The organism is Rhodovulum sp. P5 (genome assembly GCF_002079305.1).
In the GTDB taxonomy this organism is placed as follows: domain Bacteria; phylum Pseudomonadota; class Alphaproteobacteria; order Rhodobacterales; family Rhodobacteraceae; genus Rhodovulum.
Genome location: NZ_CP015039.1, coordinates 2,690,550 through 2,709,466 on the forward strand (window position 1 = coordinate 2,690,550; position 18,917 = coordinate 2,709,466).

18 protein-coding genes and 1 tRNA gene are annotated in these 18,917 nt (G+C 65.1%); 12 read left to right on the top strand and 7 right to left on the bottom strand.

Translation table 11 applies throughout. The annotated features are described in order from the left end of the window. Nucleotide 1 precedes the first annotated feature (1 nt). Genes RGUI_RS13045 through RGUI_RS13065 form a run of 5 tightly spaced genes read left to right on the top strand, consistent with a single transcriptional unit; the run spans nt 2 to nt 7,869 of the window. Nucleotides 2-595: a hypothetical protein gene (locus tag RGUI_RS13045; RefSeq protein ID WP_081533594.1), complete on the top strand. Its 594-nt coding sequence runs from the start codon at nt 2-4 to the stop codon at nt 593-595. Further along, on the top strand, nt 592-1,005 hold the full coding sequence (locus tag RGUI_RS13050; RefSeq protein ID WP_081533596.1) for a hypothetical protein: 414 nt from the start codon (nt 592-594) through the stop codon (nt 1,003-1,005). Before RGUI_RS13045 ends, RGUI_RS13050 begins: the two co-directional genes overlap by 4 nt. Next, nucleotides 1,005-4,814: a phage tail protein gene (locus RGUI_RS13055; RefSeq protein WP_081533598.1), complete on the top strand. Its 3,810-nt coding sequence runs from the start codon at nt 1,005-1,007 to the stop codon at nt 4,812-4,814. The genes RGUI_RS13050 and RGUI_RS13055 overlap by 1 nt, the downstream gene beginning before the upstream one ends. A 47-nt stretch (nt 4,815-4,861) precedes the next feature. Further along, entirely contained in the window at nt 4,862-5,128 is a 267-nt protein-coding gene (locus RGUI_RS13060; protein WP_081533600.1) for a hypothetical protein, read from the top strand. Continuing rightward, on the top strand, nt 5,125-7,869 hold the full coding sequence (locus tag RGUI_RS13065) for a glycine-rich domain-containing protein (protein WP_156882961.1): 2,745 nt from the start codon (nt 5,125-5,127) through the stop codon (nt 7,867-7,869). The genes RGUI_RS13060 and RGUI_RS13065 overlap by 4 nt, the downstream gene beginning before the upstream one ends. 226 nt (nt 7,870-8,095) lie before the next feature. Here the strand turns inward: RGUI_RS13065 and RGUI_RS13070 are convergent, their stop codons facing one another. The 7 genes from RGUI_RS13070 to RGUI_RS13095 form a co-directional block, all read right to left on the bottom strand. Further along, nucleotides 8,096-8,500: a hypothetical protein gene (locus RGUI_RS13070; RefSeq protein ID WP_081533603.1), complete on the bottom strand. Its 405-nt coding sequence runs from the start codon at nt 8,498-8,500 to the stop codon at nt 8,096-8,098. After that, nucleotides 8,490-8,612, bottom strand: a complete 123-nt coding sequence (locus tag RGUI_RS22375; RefSeq protein ID WP_256387850.1) for a hypothetical protein — start codon at nt 8,610-8,612, stop codon at nt 8,490-8,492. The genes RGUI_RS13070 and RGUI_RS22375 overlap by 11 nt, the downstream gene beginning before the upstream one ends. Before the next feature lie 159 nt (nt 8,613-8,771). Then, nucleotides 8,772-9,293: a hypothetical protein gene (locus RGUI_RS13075; RefSeq protein WP_081533605.1), complete on the bottom strand. Its 522-nt coding sequence runs from the start codon at nt 9,291-9,293 to the stop codon at nt 8,772-8,774. A gap of 466 nt (nt 9,294-9,759) precedes the next feature. Further along, nucleotides 9,760-9,836 (bottom strand) — tRNA-Arg (locus tag RGUI_RS13080). A gap of 60 nt (nt 9,837-9,896) precedes the next feature. Further along, nucleotides 9,897-11,363, bottom strand: a complete 1,467-nt coding sequence (locus RGUI_RS13085) for a HAMP domain-containing sensor histidine kinase (protein ID WP_081533607.1) — start codon at nt 11,361-11,363, stop codon at nt 9,897-9,899. 29 nt (nt 11,364-11,392) lie between these two features. Then, nucleotides 11,393-12,805: an NAD(P)/FAD-dependent oxidoreductase gene (locus tag RGUI_RS13090; protein WP_081533609.1), complete on the bottom strand. Its 1,413-nt coding sequence runs from the start codon at nt 12,803-12,805 to the stop codon at nt 11,393-11,395. A gap of 1 nt (nt 12,806) precedes the next feature. Further along, nucleotides 12,807-13,535, bottom strand: coding sequence for a TVP38/TMEM64 family protein (locus RGUI_RS13095; RefSeq protein WP_081533611.1), 729 nt, complete (start codon nt 13,533-13,535; stop codon nt 12,807-12,809). A 286-nt stretch (nt 13,536-13,821) separates the two neighbouring features. On the opposite strand from RGUI_RS13095, the gene rpmH reads away from it, so the two are divergent. From rpmH to yihA, 7 genes are all read left to right on the top strand, one after another. Then, a complete protein-coding gene (rpmH, locus tag RGUI_RS13100) occupies nt 13,822-13,956 on the top strand; it encodes a 50S ribosomal protein L34 (RefSeq protein ID WP_081533613.1) in 135 nt (44 codons plus the stop codon). 33 nt (nt 13,957-13,989) lie between these two features. Next, complete coding sequence (rnpA, locus tag RGUI_RS13105) at nt 13,990-14,400, top strand: ribonuclease P protein component (protein ID WP_081533615.1); 411 nt, start codon at nt 13,990-13,992, stop codon at nt 14,398-14,400. Beyond that, nucleotides 14,397-14,639 carry a membrane protein insertion efficiency factor YidD gene (gene yidD, locus RGUI_RS13110; RefSeq protein ID WP_081533617.1) on the top strand — a complete coding sequence of 81 codons (243 nt, stop codon included), beginning with the start codon at nt 14,397-14,399 and terminating at the stop codon, nt 14,637-14,639. Before rnpA ends, yidD begins: the two co-directional genes overlap by 4 nt. Nucleotides 14,640-14,643: 4 nt before the next feature. After that, nucleotides 14,644-15,495 carry a tRNA 2-thiocytidine(32) synthetase TtcA gene (gene ttcA / locus RGUI_RS13115; protein ID WP_081533619.1) on the top strand — a complete coding sequence of 284 codons (852 nt, stop codon included), beginning with the start codon at nt 14,644-14,646 and terminating at the stop codon, nt 15,493-15,495. A gap of 150 nt (nt 15,496-15,645) precedes the next feature. Further along, the gene (gene yidC / locus RGUI_RS13120) at nt 15,646-17,493 is read left to right on the top strand and encodes a membrane protein insertase YidC (protein WP_081533621.1); all 1,848 of its coding nucleotides are present in this window, start codon (nt 15,646-15,648) and stop codon (nt 17,491-17,493) included. Continuing rightward, nucleotides 17,490-18,236, top strand: coding sequence for an MOSC domain-containing protein (locus tag RGUI_RS13125; RefSeq protein ID WP_081533623.1), 747 nt, complete (start codon nt 17,490-17,492; stop codon nt 18,234-18,236). Before yidC ends, RGUI_RS13125 begins: the two co-directional genes overlap by 4 nt. Continuing rightward, the gene (gene yihA / locus RGUI_RS13130; RefSeq protein ID WP_081533625.1) at nt 18,233-18,886 is read left to right on the top strand and encodes a ribosome biogenesis GTP-binding protein YihA/YsxC; all 654 of its coding nucleotides are present in this window, start codon (nt 18,233-18,235) and stop codon (nt 18,884-18,886) included. Before RGUI_RS13125 ends, yihA begins: the two co-directional genes overlap by 4 nt. Nucleotides 18,887-18,917 lie beyond the last annotated feature (31 nt).

Consider the following 18,917-nt stretch of genomic DNA (forward strand, 5'->3'; position numbering starts at 1 on the left):
GATGCGCGACTATGGCCCCGCCACGAATGCCGCACTCGCCGATCCGGGGCCACGCCTGGCCGAAATCCTGATCTGGGTCGAGGCGCGCAACCGCGAAAGCGGCGGGGTCGAGGCGCTCGGCCTCTGGACCGGGGCGCAGACCGAAACCTTCAGCATCGGCGGCGCGGACCGCACATATGTGGGGGCGGGCACGATGGTGGGGGTGCCGCAAATGACGCGGGCCATCGGGCTCGACGTGCGGGTCCTGACCCTGCGGCTTCTGCGGGCCTCGCCCGCCGTGCGGGCCGCCGTGATGACCTACGACGCCCGCCATGCCCCGGTGGAAATGCGCCGGGCGCTCTACGACCCGGCGACCGGCGGTCTCGTGGACGAGCCCCATGTCGTCTTCCGTGGCTTCCTCGACGAACTGGACGCCAAGACGGCGCCGCTTGGGGATGCTGCCGAGATGCCGGCGAAGCTGGTGCCGCGCGTGCAGACGCTGACCCGCACCTTGCCGGCGCGCTGGGCGGCCGAGACGGGCCGCAGCAACGACGACGAAATCCTGAAATACGCCGTCCTTTCCGGCGAGACCGACTTCAGCTGGGGGACGGGATGATCGAACTGACGCGGGCCAGCGACTGGCAGAAGCGCCTGATTGCCTATCTCGCCGCGCGGACCCGCGTGCGGTTCGCGTATGGGTCGCACGACTGCGTGGCGTTTGCGGCCGGCGCGGTGGAGGCGATGACCGGAACCCGGCCCGCGCCCGATCTGACCGCCTACGGATCGGAGGCCGAAGGACTGGCCGCGGCGATGGCGGCGGGCTGGGGGTCGGCCGCGGACTGGTGCGATGCGCACCTGCCGCAGGTGGCGGCGTCCTTCGCCCGTCCGGGCGATCTGGTGCTGGTGGACGCGGCCGAAGGACCGGCGCTGGCCGTGGTGCAGGGCGCGGGCGCCTATGTGCCCCGGACTGTCGGCTTCGGCATCGTGGCGCTGTCGACGGCCGTGCGCGGCTGGAGGATCGGCTGATGCCCCCCGTCGGCGCCGCGATCGCAGCGAGCTGGACAGCGTTCACCGCCACCAGCGTCGGCGCGTTCGTGACGGGGAATATCGTTGGCCGGCTGCTGGTCACGGTCGCGGTGTCGGCCCTGATGCGCTCGACAATCAAGATGCCAAGATATGGCGATCCCGGGATCGAGACGAAGGTCACCCAGACCGGTGCAGGAAACCCGCTAAATCTGCCGCTCGGCAAGACGTCGACGGCTGGCGTGCGCATTTCCCCGCCTGTCTCCTGGGGGAACAAGAACACTTACGGCACGTTCGTGATGGCACTGAGCGCGGCGCCGGGCATTGCGATCACGCGGATCGCGATCAACGGCGAATGGGTGCCGCTGGTGGCAAACGCCGATACGACCCGGCCCACCGCGACCTGGGCGCTGGGCGGCGACTGGGCGGGGTATGGCTGGGTCTATTTCTTCGATGGCAGCCAGACCGAGGCGTCCGCCTTTCTGATCGAGACGTTCGCCGACCATCCGGACTATCCTTGGTCGGCCGGCATGGTCGGGGCGGGAATGTGCTATGCCGTCGTTGAGCTGCGCTACAATCGAGCGCTCTATCCCACGGCCGATCCACGTTTCGTGTTCGAGACGACCGGCATACCGCTGTACGATCCGCGCGCGGACAGTTCTGTTGGCGGGGACGGCGCGCAACGCTGGGACGATCGGAGCACCTGGGCGCCCTCGGACAACCCCATCGTGCAGGCCTACAACATCGCGCGCGGCATCGCGCTGTGGACCGGCGATGTCTGGGGCGGCGACTATGACGCCGGAAGTCTGCCGCTGGCCAACTGGATGGCGGCGATGAACGCGTGCGATCTCGATCTCGACGGCGCGCCGACATGGATCGCGGGCTACGAGGCCCGCGTCAGCCAGAAGCCCAAAGAAGTGATCGAGGAACTGCTGAAGGCTTGCGCGGCCGACGCAACCGACGCCGGGGGCGAGTTGCTGGTCCGCGTCGGCGGGCCGGGCTTGCCGGTGCTCTTCATCACCGACGACGACTGGCTGGTCACCCAAGACCAGACCGAAACGCCGTTCCCCTCGACCACCGCGACTTACAACGGCGCGCGCGCCGCCTATCCCGAGCCGGCAAGTCTTTATTCCGCCGAAGACGCCCCGTCGCTGATCAACGCCGAGTATGAGGCCGCCGACGACAACCAACGGCGACTGGCCGATCTGCGCTATGCAGCCGTGCCCAACGGCGAACAGGTGCAGCGGCTGATGTGGTCGCTGGTTGAGGATAATCGCCGTTTCCGGCGCCATGCCGGCGTGTTGCAGGGCGCGGGCGTGCTGCTCGACCCGATGGATTGCATCGCCTGGACGTCCGAACGCTACGGTTACGACGCCAAGGTCTTCGAAGTGGCGGAGGTCACCGAGGACCTGCGCCAGTGCCGGGCCCGGCTGTCGCTGCTGGAGCGCGACCACGACGACTGGATCGTGCCGCCCGACGCAGTGCATCCGATCAATCCCATCAACCCGGGCTCGGGCGCGGACGGCTTCAACGCCCGGGGCGGCGACGGGGCGCAGTTTTCCGAACTGGGCGGCGTCGATGATGGGCCTGACGGCACCGACAACACAGCCGCCTTCAATGCTGCCGTTGAATGGCTCGCGGCCAATGGTGGAGGCAAGTTGACGCTCGGCCCCGGTGATTTCGGGCTGGGCTACTGGTTTGCCGGTCCGCTGCGGGTGCGCGCCACGATGGCACAGGGGTGTGTGCTGGTGGACGGAAACGTGCAGGTCGAATTCGCCGCCCCGGTCTGGTTCGGCGCGGGCGCGCATCTGCGGTTCGAGGGTGTCCTGGTCGAGGAACAGGCACTGGACGGGCCGAATACCTACGCGCAGATCCGCGCGACGTCGGGGGCGGGCACGGCATATCCGCGGCGGATCTGGCTGTCCGACAGCGCGGCCTCGCTTGCCAGCAATTTCAGCGTCGGCGACTACATCGTTATCCGCGGACAGGAGGACGAATGGGATGTCGCGATCGAGCGCGACGAGGCCATCGTCACCGCCGTCTCGGTCGGGGACAACTACATCGAGGTCGACCGCGACCTAATATACACCTACGAACCCGACTGGCCCGACAGCGCCAAACCCGGCGGCGGTGACGTTACGACCGTGGGCCGCTATGTGGCCTCGATGCTGGCCGCGGATGCCGCGGAGGGCGACACCTCGATCACCGTGTTGGACGGAGCGAAGTTCCAGTCCGGCGACTGGGTGCACCTGGAGGACACGCAGTATTCCCAGCGCTACGACGAGGACACGGGGCTGTCGGACACGACGAACGTCCAGCACGAGCAGGGCATGCAGATCGATCATGTGGATGGCAACACGATCCACCTGACGGAACCGTTGATCCACGATCTGTTCACGGCACAATCAGCGCTCTGCATTCTCTATGCGCCGGTTCTGGGGGGCGGACTGACCGGAGGCACAATCCGGTTCACGGCAGCACCGGAGATTGCCCGCTACACGGTCTGGCTGCACTACGCCGTTGGCTGCACGATCTCGGACCTGCGCATCCTGACCCAGCCTGGGCAGACCGACGCGGGGCTGCTGCAACAGGGTATCCGGATCGGACAAGGGTCTGTCCGCAATACCGTCGATGCTGTGCGGATCGAGCATGCCATCGATAGTTCGGGCGGCTACGGCTACGGCGTGATCGCGCTGAAGGGGGCACGGTCGAACACGATCAGCCGCTGCTTCTGCAGCGGACTGCGGCATTCGTTTATTGAGATGACGGGGGCGGCAAACAACCTCTGGATCGGCAATGTAAGCGAAAACTGCGGCGCGTCGGATTTCGACGTGCACAACGCGGCCGAAAGTGGCTCGGTTTTCAGTGCCAACATCGCCCGCTTCGGGCCCTTCCTCGCGGAGGGTCAGTCGGTCAAGGCGGCCTTTAAGATCGGCAATCCCAGCCACATCGGCGGGCACAAGAAGATCACCTGTATCGGCAACGTGGTCGACGGCTTCGTCGACCCACATGTTGCCTTCGATGTCATCCCGCCGAGCTTCGACGTCGTAATTAAGGCCAACGTGATCCGCAACTGCGGCACCGCCTTCCGGGTGCTCTACAACGCCCGCGCGGACGCCAACGGCGAGGTCGAGCCGACGAAATCGATGATCCAGGGTCTGCCGATCGAGCGGCTGTCGATCATCGATAACGACGTCCACCATTGCGCCCGGGCCCTCTATTGCGACGGCGGTCCGCTGAAATCGGTCCGCGGTCTGCGGTTCCGGCGCAACACCGTGCATGACGCCACGACCGACGACTTCATGATCTACGCCCGGCATGTCGACGGCGTGATTATGGGGGACAATGACCTGCTGGGCCTGACCGTCGGGATTGAGGAAGACGTTGTCTACCTGCGCGATATCGACGGGCTGCGGATGACTGACACGACATTCGAGGGCGGGTCGAAGCTCATCCGCCTGACCGATTGCCCCGGCGCCTTGGTCGAGCGCCTGACGGCATACGACCTCGACCCCTCGGCGTGGTGCGTGCTCGACGGAGGCGGCAATGACGACATGGTCGTCTCGGATATCCGGGTGCCGGGCGGCACGCCGCGCTTCTACACCTCCGGCACGCCTTCGCCCGGGCGGATGATCGCGGCCTCGATCGCCGCCGGCGCGCCGATGCTGGCGCCGGAATTCGAGATCGCAACGCTCCCCGACCCGGTAGCGGGTGGCCTGATCTACGTGACCGACGAAACCGGCGGCGCGGTGCTGGCCTGGTGCGATGGGGCGACCTGGCGGAGGGTGACCGATGGTGCCGCCGTCAGCTGACATCAACTCAAACCCAAATCAAACCCCCGTTTGAAAGGAGCTAAGACATGCCCACCACCCCCTACACCGTCGCCGCCGACTGGGGCGCCGGCGCCCGCTATACCGCCGCGACCGACGAAGACGTGCGCATCACGAACCCGTCGACGCAGCACGTGCTGTGGTGGGACGTCACGACCGATGACACGCCCCCGACCACGCCGCCCGCGGGCACCAACGCGGTCAAGCCGTTGGAGGGGCAACCGCTCGGTTTGATCGCCGGCGAACGGATATGGCTTGCCGGATATCCGGGCGATCCGGCTGGAGTGGTAAAATGAAGGTCGGCGGGCGTTTCGCGGGCGGCGGCGGAGAGGAGCCACTGGTGACGGGCACCGGCCCGAGTATCAACGCGGCATTGCTGGGCACCGGCGTCGCTCTGTCTGGGCCGGTCACGTGGGGCAGCTACACCGCGGCCCATGGCGGCACGCTGACCGGCGCGGTGCAGGAGATGCAGATCGATGGAGGCGGCTGGGTCGCATATGTCGGCACGACGACCTACACGCTGGGCCAGACCGTCGAAGTGCGAGAGACGCTGGGGTTCGTCGGTGCGCCTGATTATAGCCTTACGCGCCGAGCGTCGGGTGTGCGGGATGAGGTGCCAACGCTGGCGATCCCCGACCAGTCATTTGCCTATGGCCAGGCCGTATCCATCGATCTGGCGGCATTGGCTGGTGGGACCAACCTTCGCGATTGGACGTACAGCGGGCCAAGCTGGCTGACCTTGTCAGGATCGACGCTGGCGGGGGTGGCGCCATCGGCCGACGTATCGACATCGGCCACGGTGACTGTCAGCAATTCCGAGGGCACCGTGGCGGATACGTTCGCAATCAATGTGCAGGATATCGTTCTGGTCGCTGCCCTCGCCGAGTTCAATGTCTCGTCCGGCAGCCCGGTCACATCTTCGGATGACGATTTCGACTATCTCAGCTTCACCAGTGCCGGCGCGATCGAGGTCACCAAGGCTGGGTATGTCGACGCTGAGCTGATCGGGCCCGGTGGGTCTGGTGGCGCCAAGAGGTACGCACGGTCGGGCGGCGGCGGTGCGGGCGAGATTGTGCGCAGCGTCGTGTGGCTCGATGCCGGCGTTTACACTATCGACCCAGGTGACGGTGGCACCGCCGGCTACGATCCCGGGGACGGCAGCGACAACACGGAGCCCGTCCAGTCCGCCGCCACCACGGCCTTCGGGCTTACCGCGCTGTCCGGCGGTATCGGCGGGTCTGCGGTCCTGGACAATGGCGGCCCCGGCCCGGCGGCAGGCGGCGGCGCGCAGGGTACCGGCTCCGACTACGAAATAGGATCGATCGCGGGCTATGGCGGCGGAACAAGTGCGGGGTCTCAGGCCGCGGGCGGCGGCGGCGGGTGGAGCGCGTCCGGCGAGAGCAGCTCCGGTGACCAGGGCGGCGATGCCGGCGCGGGTTTCTACACCGATTTTCTCGGGGTGGGCGAATGGGTCTGCGAGGGCGGCGCTGGCGCCACGAACGTGGGGATCGCCGCAACGGCGCCGCAGGGCATTGGCGGTGTCGGGGCAATCAAGAATGGCTCCGGCCCCACGGCTGGCGGCATCGGATCAGGTGGCGGCGGCGCAGCCATCACGGCCTCGGCCGGGTACAGCGGCCGAGGCGGGGCCGGGCGTGTCGCGATCAGAACGCCGAAGGACACCACGATCGGAGCCATCGGGATCGCGGAGCCGGCGTCCCGAAACAAGCCGTACCCGTTGAATTTGACGCGCACCCATGCCGCGGTCCCGTTCGCCGGGACCACGGCTCTGCCAGATGGGGCGGTCATCCAGGCGCGCGTTGTCGACGCCGAGGGAACCATCGTTCTTGACTGGCATGACGCAGCCATCGCCAGCGGAAATGCGTTTTCCGCAACCATCCAGGTGCCCGCCCACAGGCACGCATGCCACTTCGAAGCGCGGAAGAAGGGATCGGCGATTTCCTGGCGCCAGGTCCAGGAATGGTTCACGGCGCTGTGCATTGCCTACTACGGGCAGAGCAATGCCGTTCGGGTGGGCTCGAACACGGGCGGTTCCTACGCCATGCCCTACCCGGCGATGTACGTTTACGACTCCGAGGGCGAAGACGCCGGCGGCGATGCAGTCGTCGCATCCGTGTTCGGGCCGAACGAAGACGGACGTGGCGTGAGCGCGCTGGTCGATGAGTTGACCGCGCTCACGAATGTGCCGGTCGCCGTTGCGGTGTTTGGCAGGGGGGCGACCAGCATCACGCAGATCCGGAGCGGTTTCGATACGTTTACCTCTCTCACGAAAGGGATTGATGAAATCGGTGGCTTCCTTCATGCCATCATCATCCACCACGGCGAGGCCGACCAGGCGTCGATGACGATGCCGACATATGCGGGCCACTTCGACGGGCTGCACGGCGATATCGCGTCCTACACCGGTCAGGCAAAATCGGATGTGCCTGTCTTCTTCTCAAGCCTGACCGGCGTGACCGCAACAAGCACAACCTGGCCGGCATTCCGTCAGGATCAGCAAGATACGCTCCCGGGCCTTGGGTCCAACTGGCACTTCGTTGCACCTTGGGACGACGCAACGCGCATCGACCAGTATCACGCGACGGTTGAAAGCTATGAGCGCCGGTGCCGTCGCGAGGCACGCGCCCTTGCGGCGTTCTGGGGCTATGTATCCGCCCTTTCGACGTTCCAGGTTTCGTCTGCTGTTGCGAACGACACGACAACGACCACGTTGACGCTCTCTCACGACCTGGGCGACGACGTCGCGCTGGTCGCCATCACCCATGGCGCCACTGACAACGTGACGACCGCAGGCAGCCTCACCGGCGCATTCCAGGTTTCCGAAGACGGCGGAGCGACCTGGGTGGCCGCAACCGCCGTCCGGACCGACGCGAACACCGTCACGCTGACACATGCTGCGGTCAGCACGACCGGCAGGACGTTCAGCTACAACTACAACGAAACGATTGACGAGGCAGTTCGCGACAACTCCGGTTACGCTTGGCCGCTGGGCCTCGTATACAACATGGCGGTGTCCTGATGGTCGAAACGGCGGGAAACCCTTGCCGGTCTGGGCGGAGGTGTTGTCCCTCCGCTACGGGGCGCGTCTGCACTCCGCGTAGGCCCCACCCGAATATCGCGGCCAGTCGTGGGCACAGCAGATATTCCCACGGTGGTGTCCCGGTCCGACATTCCCACGGTGGCGGCGGGTCAGGGCTCCCGACCGCGGCGGACGGGCTGCACCGTGCCCCTCCCGCCGGTACGGACTATTCGGCGCGGTCTGGGTCGGCAAACAGGATATCCACATCGATGCCGCGCTCTCGCAGTGCATCCCATGCGGTCAGTGCGGCGATCCGGAACGGGCCGATGAACCCGCCCGCCGCCGCGCCCCGGCCCGGAATGTCCGGCCGCGCGGCGCGCAGATCGGCGGTGGTGCCGTACATCCAGATCACGCCCTGACCCTCGGCCACGTCAGCCTCGATGCTGTCGGTCAGCACGTCGATGTCGTCTTGGATGTCGAGCAGCGCCTGCCCCACATCCGCCGGCACCGGCCGCCGCCCCGCCAGCAAATCGCGCGCAAACCGCTCGGTAAACCCCCCGATCTCTGCGAGTTCCTGTGACGACAGGCCCAGGCTGCGGGTGAGCGTGGCGTATAGGGCGTCACGATGCATGGGGGGCCTCGTACCGTCCGTTGGAGAGCGCCGCCATCCCGAGACAGCTCGCCATGTCGCAATCAGATGGCAGTCCGTGGGTGTCGAGGTCCAGGGTTTGCATGTCGGTCATCGTGTCTCTCCTGAGGGGCGCGCTTGAAATTTCCGCGGCCAGTTGTTACGGTCTCGCCATTGCCTGGCAAAGCAGACTAGTTGCGGCATCTGCGGGTGCCGTTAACAAGCTCCACCGAGCAACAAATTGAGGGGCGGGGCTACGGCCTCCCCCTCCCACTCATTTCTCACCATAGAGTTCTTGGTTCGCCCTTTTGCGGACCTTTGTTTTGTTGGTCTTGTTCAGGTTGTCATATTCCGGGCAGTTGTCGGCCAGCCAGACCTTCAGCCGCTCGATATGCGCCGCTTCTTCTGCGCGCCGCGCGGCCTTTGCCGCCTCTGCCTTGGCCTCGGCCTCTGCTCGCCTGGCGGCGCGCACTTCTGCTCGCGCCAGCGCCTCGTCGCCCAATCTGTCGAGTCTCGCTATATCGACGGTCAGGATGTCGATCAGGTCTGCTACGGTGACGTCGCTGCCGTCGATGATCGTCGGCCAGTCGTCGAGCGCCTTCCGGCGGTCGCCCACATCGTGGTCGGACAGCCGAAATCCGCGCTGCCCCTTGATGCCGCTGCTGCAGGTCGAGACGGTGACGTAGGCGCTGTTGCCGTAGCTCGTCGGGTGCGTGGTGATGCTGACATCATACCCCATGTTGCGCATGTGGTCGGCGGCGGCGGCGGCTTTTGCGAAGATCGTGTCTCTCGTCATCGTGTCTCTCCTGAGAGGCGCGGCCACATGCCGTCTGCCTATGCCTCGACTATAGTTCCGAAATCGGAACTTATCAACCGAAATCGGAGCACCGCGCCGCTATAGAGTTATGAGAAATTCTCGTCCGAAAGCTGGCGCATCACCGTCCGAAAGCTAGCGCGCCGCTATAGTTGCTTTGTCCGAAAGCTGGTACCCCCCTACAAAAAGGAGAAGCTGCTTGCCGAGGAGCGGGCCGCAAATATGGGGAAACCGCAGAATACCCTGGAGGAGTCGTTCGAACTCGCCATACGGTTTCTGTCAAAGCCTTGGGATATCGGGAACAACGGCGATCTGGCACTGCGAAAAACGGTGCTGAGACTGGCGTCTTCGGAACCTCTGGCCTATTGCCGGAAACAGGGTGTTCGAACCCCGAATATAGCCTTTCCGTTCAAGACTATAGCCGATTTGTCAGTTGGAAAAAGCGAGATGGCGCGCTGGGGAGGATTCGAACCCCCGACCCCTTGATTCGTAGTCAAGTACTCTATCCAACTGAGCTACCAGCGCGTAGGCTGTGGGATTACCGCGGCCAACCGGGCTTTGCAAGGGGCAAAGCTACACTTCTTTTCAGACCTTGCGCTCCACGTCTTGAAAGCCTGCGCCGATGCCACCGGGCGACGGCTTGGGCGAACTGGCGGGCGCTTGGAAGATGGCGTCGGACTTCGGTAGCCGGATTTCGAATCGCGTCCCCGAACCGTCGGTTCTGCACAAGGTCAACGTGCCGCCATGGCCGCGTACGAGTTCGGCCGAGATTGCGAGGCCAAGGCCTGTTCCCCCCTTGCGTGCGCCGCCCTGGAATGGCTGGAACAGGTGTTCCTGAGCCTTGGGCGGCAGGCCGGGGCCTGTATCCGTGATGTGGATCATCCAGGCGGTTTCGTCCTCGTCCGCCCGAATGCCGATCTCGCCCGGCTTGCCGCTGGCCGCGATGGCCTGGCGGGCATTCCGGATCAGATTGGTCAGGACCCTGTGCAACTGCTCGGGGTCGGCGCGCAGGGTCTGGCCGGCCGGCACATCTTCCGAGAAACTGATCTCATCATCGCCCGCGGCCAGTCTTTCGCTGTCAACAACATCGTTCACGATCCCGGCGAGCAGGACGCGCTCCAGCCGCGGCGGGGGTTCCTGGGCCCGACCGAAGGCGAGGGTGTTTTCGCACAGGTTCACGGCCCGGCTGAGGGCGCCCACGATCTTGGGCGCGGCGCGGGCCACCGCCGGGTCGGCACTGCCTTCCATGCGGTCGGCGAAAAGCTGGGCTGTGGTCAGGATGTTTCGCAGGTCGTGACTGATCTTGGCCACCGCCGCACCCAGTTGGGCAAGCCGGTCTTTCTGGCGCAAGGCACCCGTCAGGTCGCTTTGCATCGATTGCAGGGCGGTCTCGGCCTCTTTCAGTTCGCGCACCCGCGCGGTGGGTGCTATGATCCGCCGGGCGTCTTCGGGGGCTTCGGCATAGACCTGCATGGCATTCACGACCCGCTTGATCGGGACCACGAGTAGCCGCCGGACCGCGAGAAACAGCAAAAGTGCCGTGAGGATCGAGATCACCGCCGAAAGGGCCAGGATCCGAAGGCCGTAGTCGATCATCGCCGCCCGCAAGGGACCGGTGCCCATGGTGACCTCGATCAGCAGCCCGGCCTCCCTGACCGGCTCTCCGATCACGCGGATCACCCTTGGTGTCGGGTCCACGAGCCGACGGAGCGCATCGGGGACAAGATCCGCCGCGCTTGCATTGCGCAGGTCGAAACTGTCATGCACGGGTTCCGGAATCGGGGAGGACAACACAAGCTCCCGCGCGGCATTGCGCCGGAGAACGACGTTGTAGACGCCGGCATTCTCCAGCAGCTCCGCCTCCAGATCCTCGCTGATCATTCCGTCGGACGCCAGAAGGGCGAGCGAGGCGATCTGGGCCCGCTCCAGCCGCGACAACAGGTAATCCTCCCGGAAGCGCGCGACCGAGGGCACGAAGATCAGCACCTCGGCCAGCATGACGAAGGCAATCGTCAGAAGCAGGAAACGACCAGAGAGCGAGTTCAGAAACATCGGCGCGATCCCGTTCCCCGCATCAAGGGTCAGGGAACCAGACGCTGGATGGTCCGCACCCCGACCTTGACCCAAGGATTTTCAAACAGTTTGGGAGAAAAATAGGCGCCCGCCACCCGCTTGTTAAGCTCCCCCAGTGTGGGATAGGGCGCAACCATCGCGGATATGGCCGTCATCTTCAGCCCGTTGGCCAATGCCAGTGCCCAAGGACCGATCAGTTCCCCGGCCTCGGCGCCGAGGATCGACACCCCCACCGGGCGGCCCCGGACCACCATGACCTTGATCATCCCTTCGGTCTTGCCGGTCGCGACGGCCCGGTCGTTGCCGGCATAGTCGAACTGCGCGACGGTAAGGCTTGTGCCATGTTTTTCTCGTGCTTCGCCCTCAGTCAGGCCGATCTGGGCAAGCTCCGGCTCGGTATAGGTGACGCGGGGGATATGCGCTGTTTTTGCCTTGGCGGGCAGGCCCAACAGGATCGGGCGAATGACGACGCCCGCGTGATAGCCGGCGAGATGTGTGAACTGCATGCCCCCGGCGGCATCACCGATGGCATAGACCCGCCGGTTCGTCGTGCGCAGGTCGGGCCCCACCGACACCCCGGTTTCCGTTGCGTCGACGCCGGCGGCCTTGAGGTTCAACCCTTCAAGGTTCGCCCGGCGCCCAGCGGCCACCAGCAGATGGCTGCCCGTGAGAACCTCCCCGTCCGTTTCCACACGGATTGCCCCGGGCCCGCCGTCAACCTTGCGCACTTGCGCCTCTGCGATGATCCGGATGCCCTCTGACCGCAGATGCGCCAGAAGGCGCTCTGATAGCTCCGCGTCTTCCCGCGCCAGCGGTCGGCCGGCCTCTACGACTGTGACCTTGGACCCAAGGCGCAGGAAGGCCTGCGCCATCTCAAGGCCGATGGGCCCGCCGCCGAGGATCAACAGATGAGCGGGACGTTCCTTTAGGTCGAACAGGGTTTCGTTGGTCAGGAACGGTACATCGTCTAGCCCCGGGATGGGGGGCACGACGGCCCGTGCGCCGGTTGCAACGACGAAGCGCCGGGCGCGGATGACGCTGTCCCCGGCTTCCAGTTCCCGCGGGTTGAGGAACCGCCCATAGGCCTGAGTGACACGTACCCCAAGCCCCTCGAACCGCTCGACACTGTCATGGGGGGCGATATCCGCAATCGCACGCCGCACATGGTCCATCACGGCGGTGAAGTCGATCTTGGGTTCCACCCCGGCGATCCCGCATCCGCCCTTCCGCATGCTCTGGGCCTGGCTCGCCGCGGCCAGAAGCGCCTTGGACGGTACGCAGCCGTAATTCAGGCAGTCCCCCCCCATCTTGTGCCCTTCTACAAGGACAACCCGCGCGCCCATCTGCACCGCACCTGCCGCCAGCGACAGCCCGGCAGACCCGGCCCCGATGATGCAAAGGTCGGTCCTGATCCGTTCCATCTCAGCGTGCCTTGCCCCGGACGGCCCGAATGACGATGGGCAGCGCGGCGAGAGCCGCCAGTGCCAGCAGCGGCCCCAGGATCTGCGGCTCGAAAACGATGCCCAGATCGGGCGTGTCACCGCGGGCAAAGACCTCTCCCAACCCCGCACCGACCCACGTGTAGACCAAAGCTCCGGGCATGATGCCAAAGAAGGTTGTGAAGACGAAACGCGACAGACGGATGCCAACCAGGGCGGGCAACAGATTCGCAACGAAGAACGGGACGGCCGGCACCAGCCGGATCAGGAACAGGACGGAAAGTTCGTTCTCACGCAGTCCCTGCCGCAACCTTGCGATCCGCCCCTCGCTGGTATCGATACGGGCGGCCAGCTGGTTCCCGAGCCCCGCCTTGGCGGCAAGAAAGATGACTGTCGCGCCGATTGTGGCCGCCGTGACATTGAACAGGACGCCCGGGAACAGCCCGAAGAGGAACCCCCCGGTCAGGGTTGCAATCACCGCCCCCGGCAACGAGAACGCGACGACTATGATATAGGCTACCAGAAACCCCAGAACGGCGCCGATATAGTTCGCATCGCGCAGGGCAATCAGGGTCTCCCGATGCGCGGCCAGTGCCTCGAATGACAAGTGGTCGCGCAGAAGAAACGCTCCCGCAACGGCCACCGCCAGAATCAGGACAAGCGGCAACCGGCGGAAAAGGCCGGGCTTTAATATCTCGGTCATCTCGTTCATGCCCGTTTGGATCTCCTGTGCATGTCCCGCGATAACATGAAGAGTTCCGCCCGCGCCGGACAGGGGCATCACGCTGCGTTGAACCGGGGTGAAGGAAAACCGTCTGAAACGCAGGATTTTCAGTGCAACGGTAACATTTAAGGCCGTGATGCCGGGCGAACTGCAACAATTCCCGCCTGCAGCGAATTGACTTCGTCTGCGGCAGCGCTTAAAGGGCGAGCTTCGAATGATATGAGGCCTTCGAATCTGCGCGTGGTTTGGGCCTGAGCTGACGGAGCGAAGCGCGATGAAACGCACATACCAACCCTCGAATCTCGTTCGCAAGCGGCGCCACGGGTTCCGTGCCCGCATGGCCACCAAGGGCGGCCGCAAGGTCCTGAATGCCCGTCGTGCCCGCGGCCGGAAAAAGCTGAGCGCGTAATCCACGCGCCCCTTCGGGACAAGGACGATCGCGATGACACCGCCGGAGTCCGGTGTGGCAACCGCAGCGACGGGGCCCGCCGATACGCCGGCGGCTTCTTTGTCTCGTCTGTCTGTTCTGAAGAACCGGTCTGATTTCTTGCGTGCAGCGCGTGCGCGGCGTCAGGGAATGCCCGGCTTTCTGCTTCAGGCCCGCGCCCGTGCAGATGATGGCGGCATCCGCGTGGGCTTCACCTGTTCCAAGAAGGTCGGCAATGCCGTGGCGCGCAACCGTGCCAAGCGGCGCTTGCGTGAAATCGCACGGCTGGTTCTGCCCACCAACGGTCGCAACGGCTGGGATTACGTCCTGATCGGCCGTGCCGACGTGACGGCCACGCGCGACTTCAGCCAGATGCAGGCCGATCTGCGCCGGGCGCTTGCCAAGGTGCATGGGGGCACCCGGTGAGCCCCCTTGCCCATCTCTTTGCGCTTCCGATCCGCGCCTATCGGGTCGTTCTGTCCCCGCTGGTCGGGTTCAATTGCCGCTATCAGCCGACCTGCTCGGCCTATGCGCTGGAAGCGCTGGAAAAGCACGGCGCACTGCGCGGCGGGGCCATGGCGGCATGGCGTATCCTGCGCTGCAATCCGTGGGGCGGCTGTGGCTACGACCCTGTCCCCGACCCAAAACGCGATACCGACGGTTAGCCCCATGTTCGACAACGCCGACGACATTCACCCCCTGTTCCACGGCGCGCCGTCGACGACCGAGTTCAAGAAGCTGCGCAAGCGCATCGTCCGCGAGACCCGCGAGGCGATCGAGCAGTACGGCATGGTCGAGCGTGGCGCGCGCTGGCTGGTGTGCCTGTCGGGGGGCAAGGATTCGTTCACGCTCTTGGCGGCGCTTGTCGAACTGAAATGGCGGGGCCTTTTGCCGGTCGACCTTCTGGCCTGCAATCTTGACCAGGGACAGCCCGGTTTTCCGGCGACCGTCCTGCCGGAGTTCCTGACGCGGATGGGTGTGCCCCACCGGATAGAATACCAGGACACCTATTCCATCGTCATGGACAAGATCCCCGCGGGCCGCACCTATTGTGCGCTGTGTTCGCGCCTGCGTCGCGGCAATCTCTACCGCATCGCGCGTGAAGAGGGGTGTTCGGCCGTGGTGCTTGGCCATCACCGCGACGATATTCTGGAGACGTTCTTCATGAACCTCTTCCACGGCTCCCGGCTTGCGACGATGCCGCCCAAGCTGGTGAACGAGGAAGGCGATCTTTTCGTCTATCGCCCGCTGGCCCATGTGGCCGAGGCCGACTGCGCGCGCTTTGCCCGCGCCATGAACTATCCGGTGATTCCCTGCGATCTTTGCGGCAGTCAGGACGGGCTGCAACGCCAGCAGGTCAAGCAGCTCCTTGACGGGTGGGAGGCCAACCACCCCGGCCGCCGGCAAAAGATGTTCCGCGCCCTGATGAACGCGCGCCCCTCGCATCTGCTCGACCCCGACCTCTTCGATTTCGCGGGACTCACCCGTGGCGCGGCGCAGGACCGGCCCGAGGACAACTGACAGCTTTCCCCACGTCTCCGTTCAAATGCGCGTGGCTTTGGGGCAGGGTAGGGCGCTGCCAGCCCTCATGCGTCGGGAAAACGACTTGACCTTGCCGGGGGCAATCTGTTGAACCACCGTGACCTCATAGGATACCGGTGGCGCCCTCTCATGGACGATCAGAACAAGAACCTCATTCTCGCAACAGCGCTCAGCTTTCTCGTGATACTCGGGTGGTTCCTGCTCTTCCCGCCCGAGCAGCAGGCGCCCACCGATCCCGATATCGTTGCGACCCAGTCCGATATGCAAAGCCCGCCGCAAGGCGGCGACATCGCGGCCACGCCGCCGGCGGCCCTGCCGAACGGGTCCAGCCCCGCGGCACCGGCATCGACACCCACCGCCGACGCCCCCCGGGTCGAGATCGACACACCACGCCTGACCGGCTCGATCTCGCTTCTTGGCGGCCGGATCGACGAACTTGCGCTGAAGGACTACCGCGAAACGCTCGACCCCGAATCCGATCTCGTGCAACTTCTGTCGCCGGTCGGCAGCGCGACGCCCTATTACGCGCTCTATGGCTGGGCGCCGGCCGGGACCCTGGGCTATGACGACGTGCCGGGGGCCAACACGCTCTGGACGCTGGAAAGCGGCGCCGAGCTGACCACCGAAACCCCGATCTCGCTGACCTGGGACAACGGCAAGGGCCTGATCTTCCATCGCACGGTTCGGGTGGATGACAACTATCTGTTCACGATCGAGCAGAGCGTCGAAAACACCACCGGCGAAACCGTGCGCCTTGCCCCCTATGGCATCGTCGCCCGTCACGGGGAGCCTGAGGCCAGCCGATTCTTCATCCTGCATGAAGGTGTTGTTCGTCAGACCGACGACCAGTTGGAAGAGATCAAGTACAAGAAGATGCCCGACATGGATTATGTCGAGCGCGAAGCTGCCTTCGCCAAGGTCGAGCAGGTCGAACAGAACGGCTGGGTCGGGTTCACCGACAAGTACTGGATGACGACCCTGATCCCCGACCCGGGCCAGCCCTTTACCTCGGTTGCGAAATACGTGCAGGGCGCAGACATCTTCCAGGTCGAATCGCGTCTTCCCGCGGTCAACGTGGCGCCGGGGGAAACCACATCCACAGAGACCATGCTGTTCACCGGTGCGAAAGAGTGGGAAACGATCCGCCACTACCAGCATGACCTTGGCATCTACCGCTTCATCGACTCAATCGACTGGGGCTGGTTCTTCTTCTTCACCAAGCCGATCTTCGCGCTGCTGCACTGGCTGAACGGGGCCATGTCGTGGATCGGCATTCCCGGCAGCATGGGCTGGTCGATCATCGCCCTGACGCTGATCATCAAGGCGGTGCTGCTGCCCTTGGCCTACAAGTCCTACTCCTCGATGGCGAAGATGAAAGAACTTCAGCCGAAGATGGAGGAGATCAAGGAAAAGGTCGGCGACGACAAGCAGAAGCTCCAGCAAGAGATGATGGCGCTGTATCAGAAGGAAAAGGTGAACCCCGCCGCAGGCTGTTTGCCGATCCTTGTGCAGATCCCGATCTTCTTCTCGCTTTACAAGGTGATCTTCGTCACCATCGAATTGCGTCACGCCCCGTGGATCGGCTGGATCAAGGACCTTTCGGCCCCTGACCCGTCTTCGATCCTGAACCTCTTCGGCCTGTTGCCCTATGCCCCGCCGGACCCCGGTTCGATCTTCGCGATCCTGTCGCTGGGCATCCTGCCGATCCTTCTGGGGATCTCGATGTGGCTGCAGCAGAAGCTGAACCCGACGCCCACCGACCCGACACAGGCCATGGTCTTTGCGTGGCTGCCGTGGATCTTCATGTTCATGCTGGGCGGCTTTGCCAGCGGCCTCGTGCTCTACTGGATCGCGAACAACACCATCACCTTCATCCAGCAATACGCGATCATGCGCAGCCACGGCTACAGCCCCAACGTGCTGGGCAACATCAAGACCAGCTTCAAGCGGATCAAGCCCCAGCCGGACAAGAAATGACCGCGCGGCTGGCGCAGATATGGCGGCACCCGATCAAGGGGCACGGTGCCGAGGCGCTGGAGGCCGTGACGCTGGAGACCGGGCGCACCCTGCCATGGGACCGCGCCTGGGCCGTGGCGCATGAGGCGGCCAAGACCGACGGAACAGACTGGGCGCCCTGCGCGAATTTCTCTCGCGGGGCCAAGGCGCCAGAACTGATGGCCATCATGGCGCGGCTGGACGAAGCGGCGGAAACCGTCACGCTGACCCATCCCGACCGCCCGGCGATCACCTTTGCCCCCGACCGGGAGGCCGACCGGTTTCTCGACTGGGTCGCGCCGCTGATGCCCGCCGACCGCGCGGCGTCGGCCCGGATCGTGCGGGTGCCGGGGCGCGGCATGACCGACAGTGCCTTCCCGTCTGTCAGCATCCTTGGGCTGGCGTCGCTCAAGGCGCTGTCCGATGCAATTGGGCAGGACCTCTCCCCGCTGCGCTTCCGGGGCAATTTCTGGCTTGAGGGCACTGCGCCGTGGGAAGAGTTCGACTGGATCGGGCGTCGTTTGCGCCTTGGCGAAGCCGAGCTTGAGGTGCGTGAGCGGATCGGCCGTTGTCTCGCGACCGGCGTGAACCCCGACACGGGCAAGCGCGACGCGGACACGTTGGGGGCGTTGAAACAGCGCTGGGGCCACACCGATCTTGGTGTCTATGCCGAGGTCGTCGCCGGTGGCCGTGTCGCCCTTGGCGATACGCTGACCGTGCTATGAGCGCGCTTCCCTTCCCCTTGGCCGAGGCGCCGGACCGGGCGACGGAAGAACGCGGCCGAAAGCTTTTCGCAGGCCCCGTCGATTTCCTGAAAGGCGTGGTCGCGATGGACGGGCTGCCGCCAGCCGACCGCCCCGAGGTCTGCTTTGCTGGCCGCTCCAATGTTGGCAAATCGAGCCTGATCAACGCGCTGACGGGGCGCAAGGGACTGGCCCGCGCCTCCAACACGCCGGGGCGCACGCAAGAGATCAACTACTTCACGCTGGGTGAGAGCCATTACCTCGTCGACCTGCCCGGCTATGGCTACGCCGAGGCCCCGGTGAAGGTGGTCGAGAAATGGCAGCGGCTGCTCAAGGCGTATCTCGCCGGGCGGCAGACACTGCGCCGGGCCTTCGTGCTGATCGACGCGCGTCACGGGATCAAGACGGTGGATGACGAGATCCTTGGCCTTCTCGACGGGGCGGCAGTGACCTTTCAGGTTGTCCTGACCAAGGCCGACAAGATCAAGGCGAGTGAGTGCGACAAGGTGCTGGCACAGGTGCGCCAACGGCTTGCCAAACACCCGGCCGCCTTTCCCGAGATTGTACTGACCTCTTCAGAAAAGGGCGACGGGATCGGGACGCTCAGGGCCATCATCGCCGACATCGCCTGACCCGGGAATATTCCGAACGGCCATGGCCCGT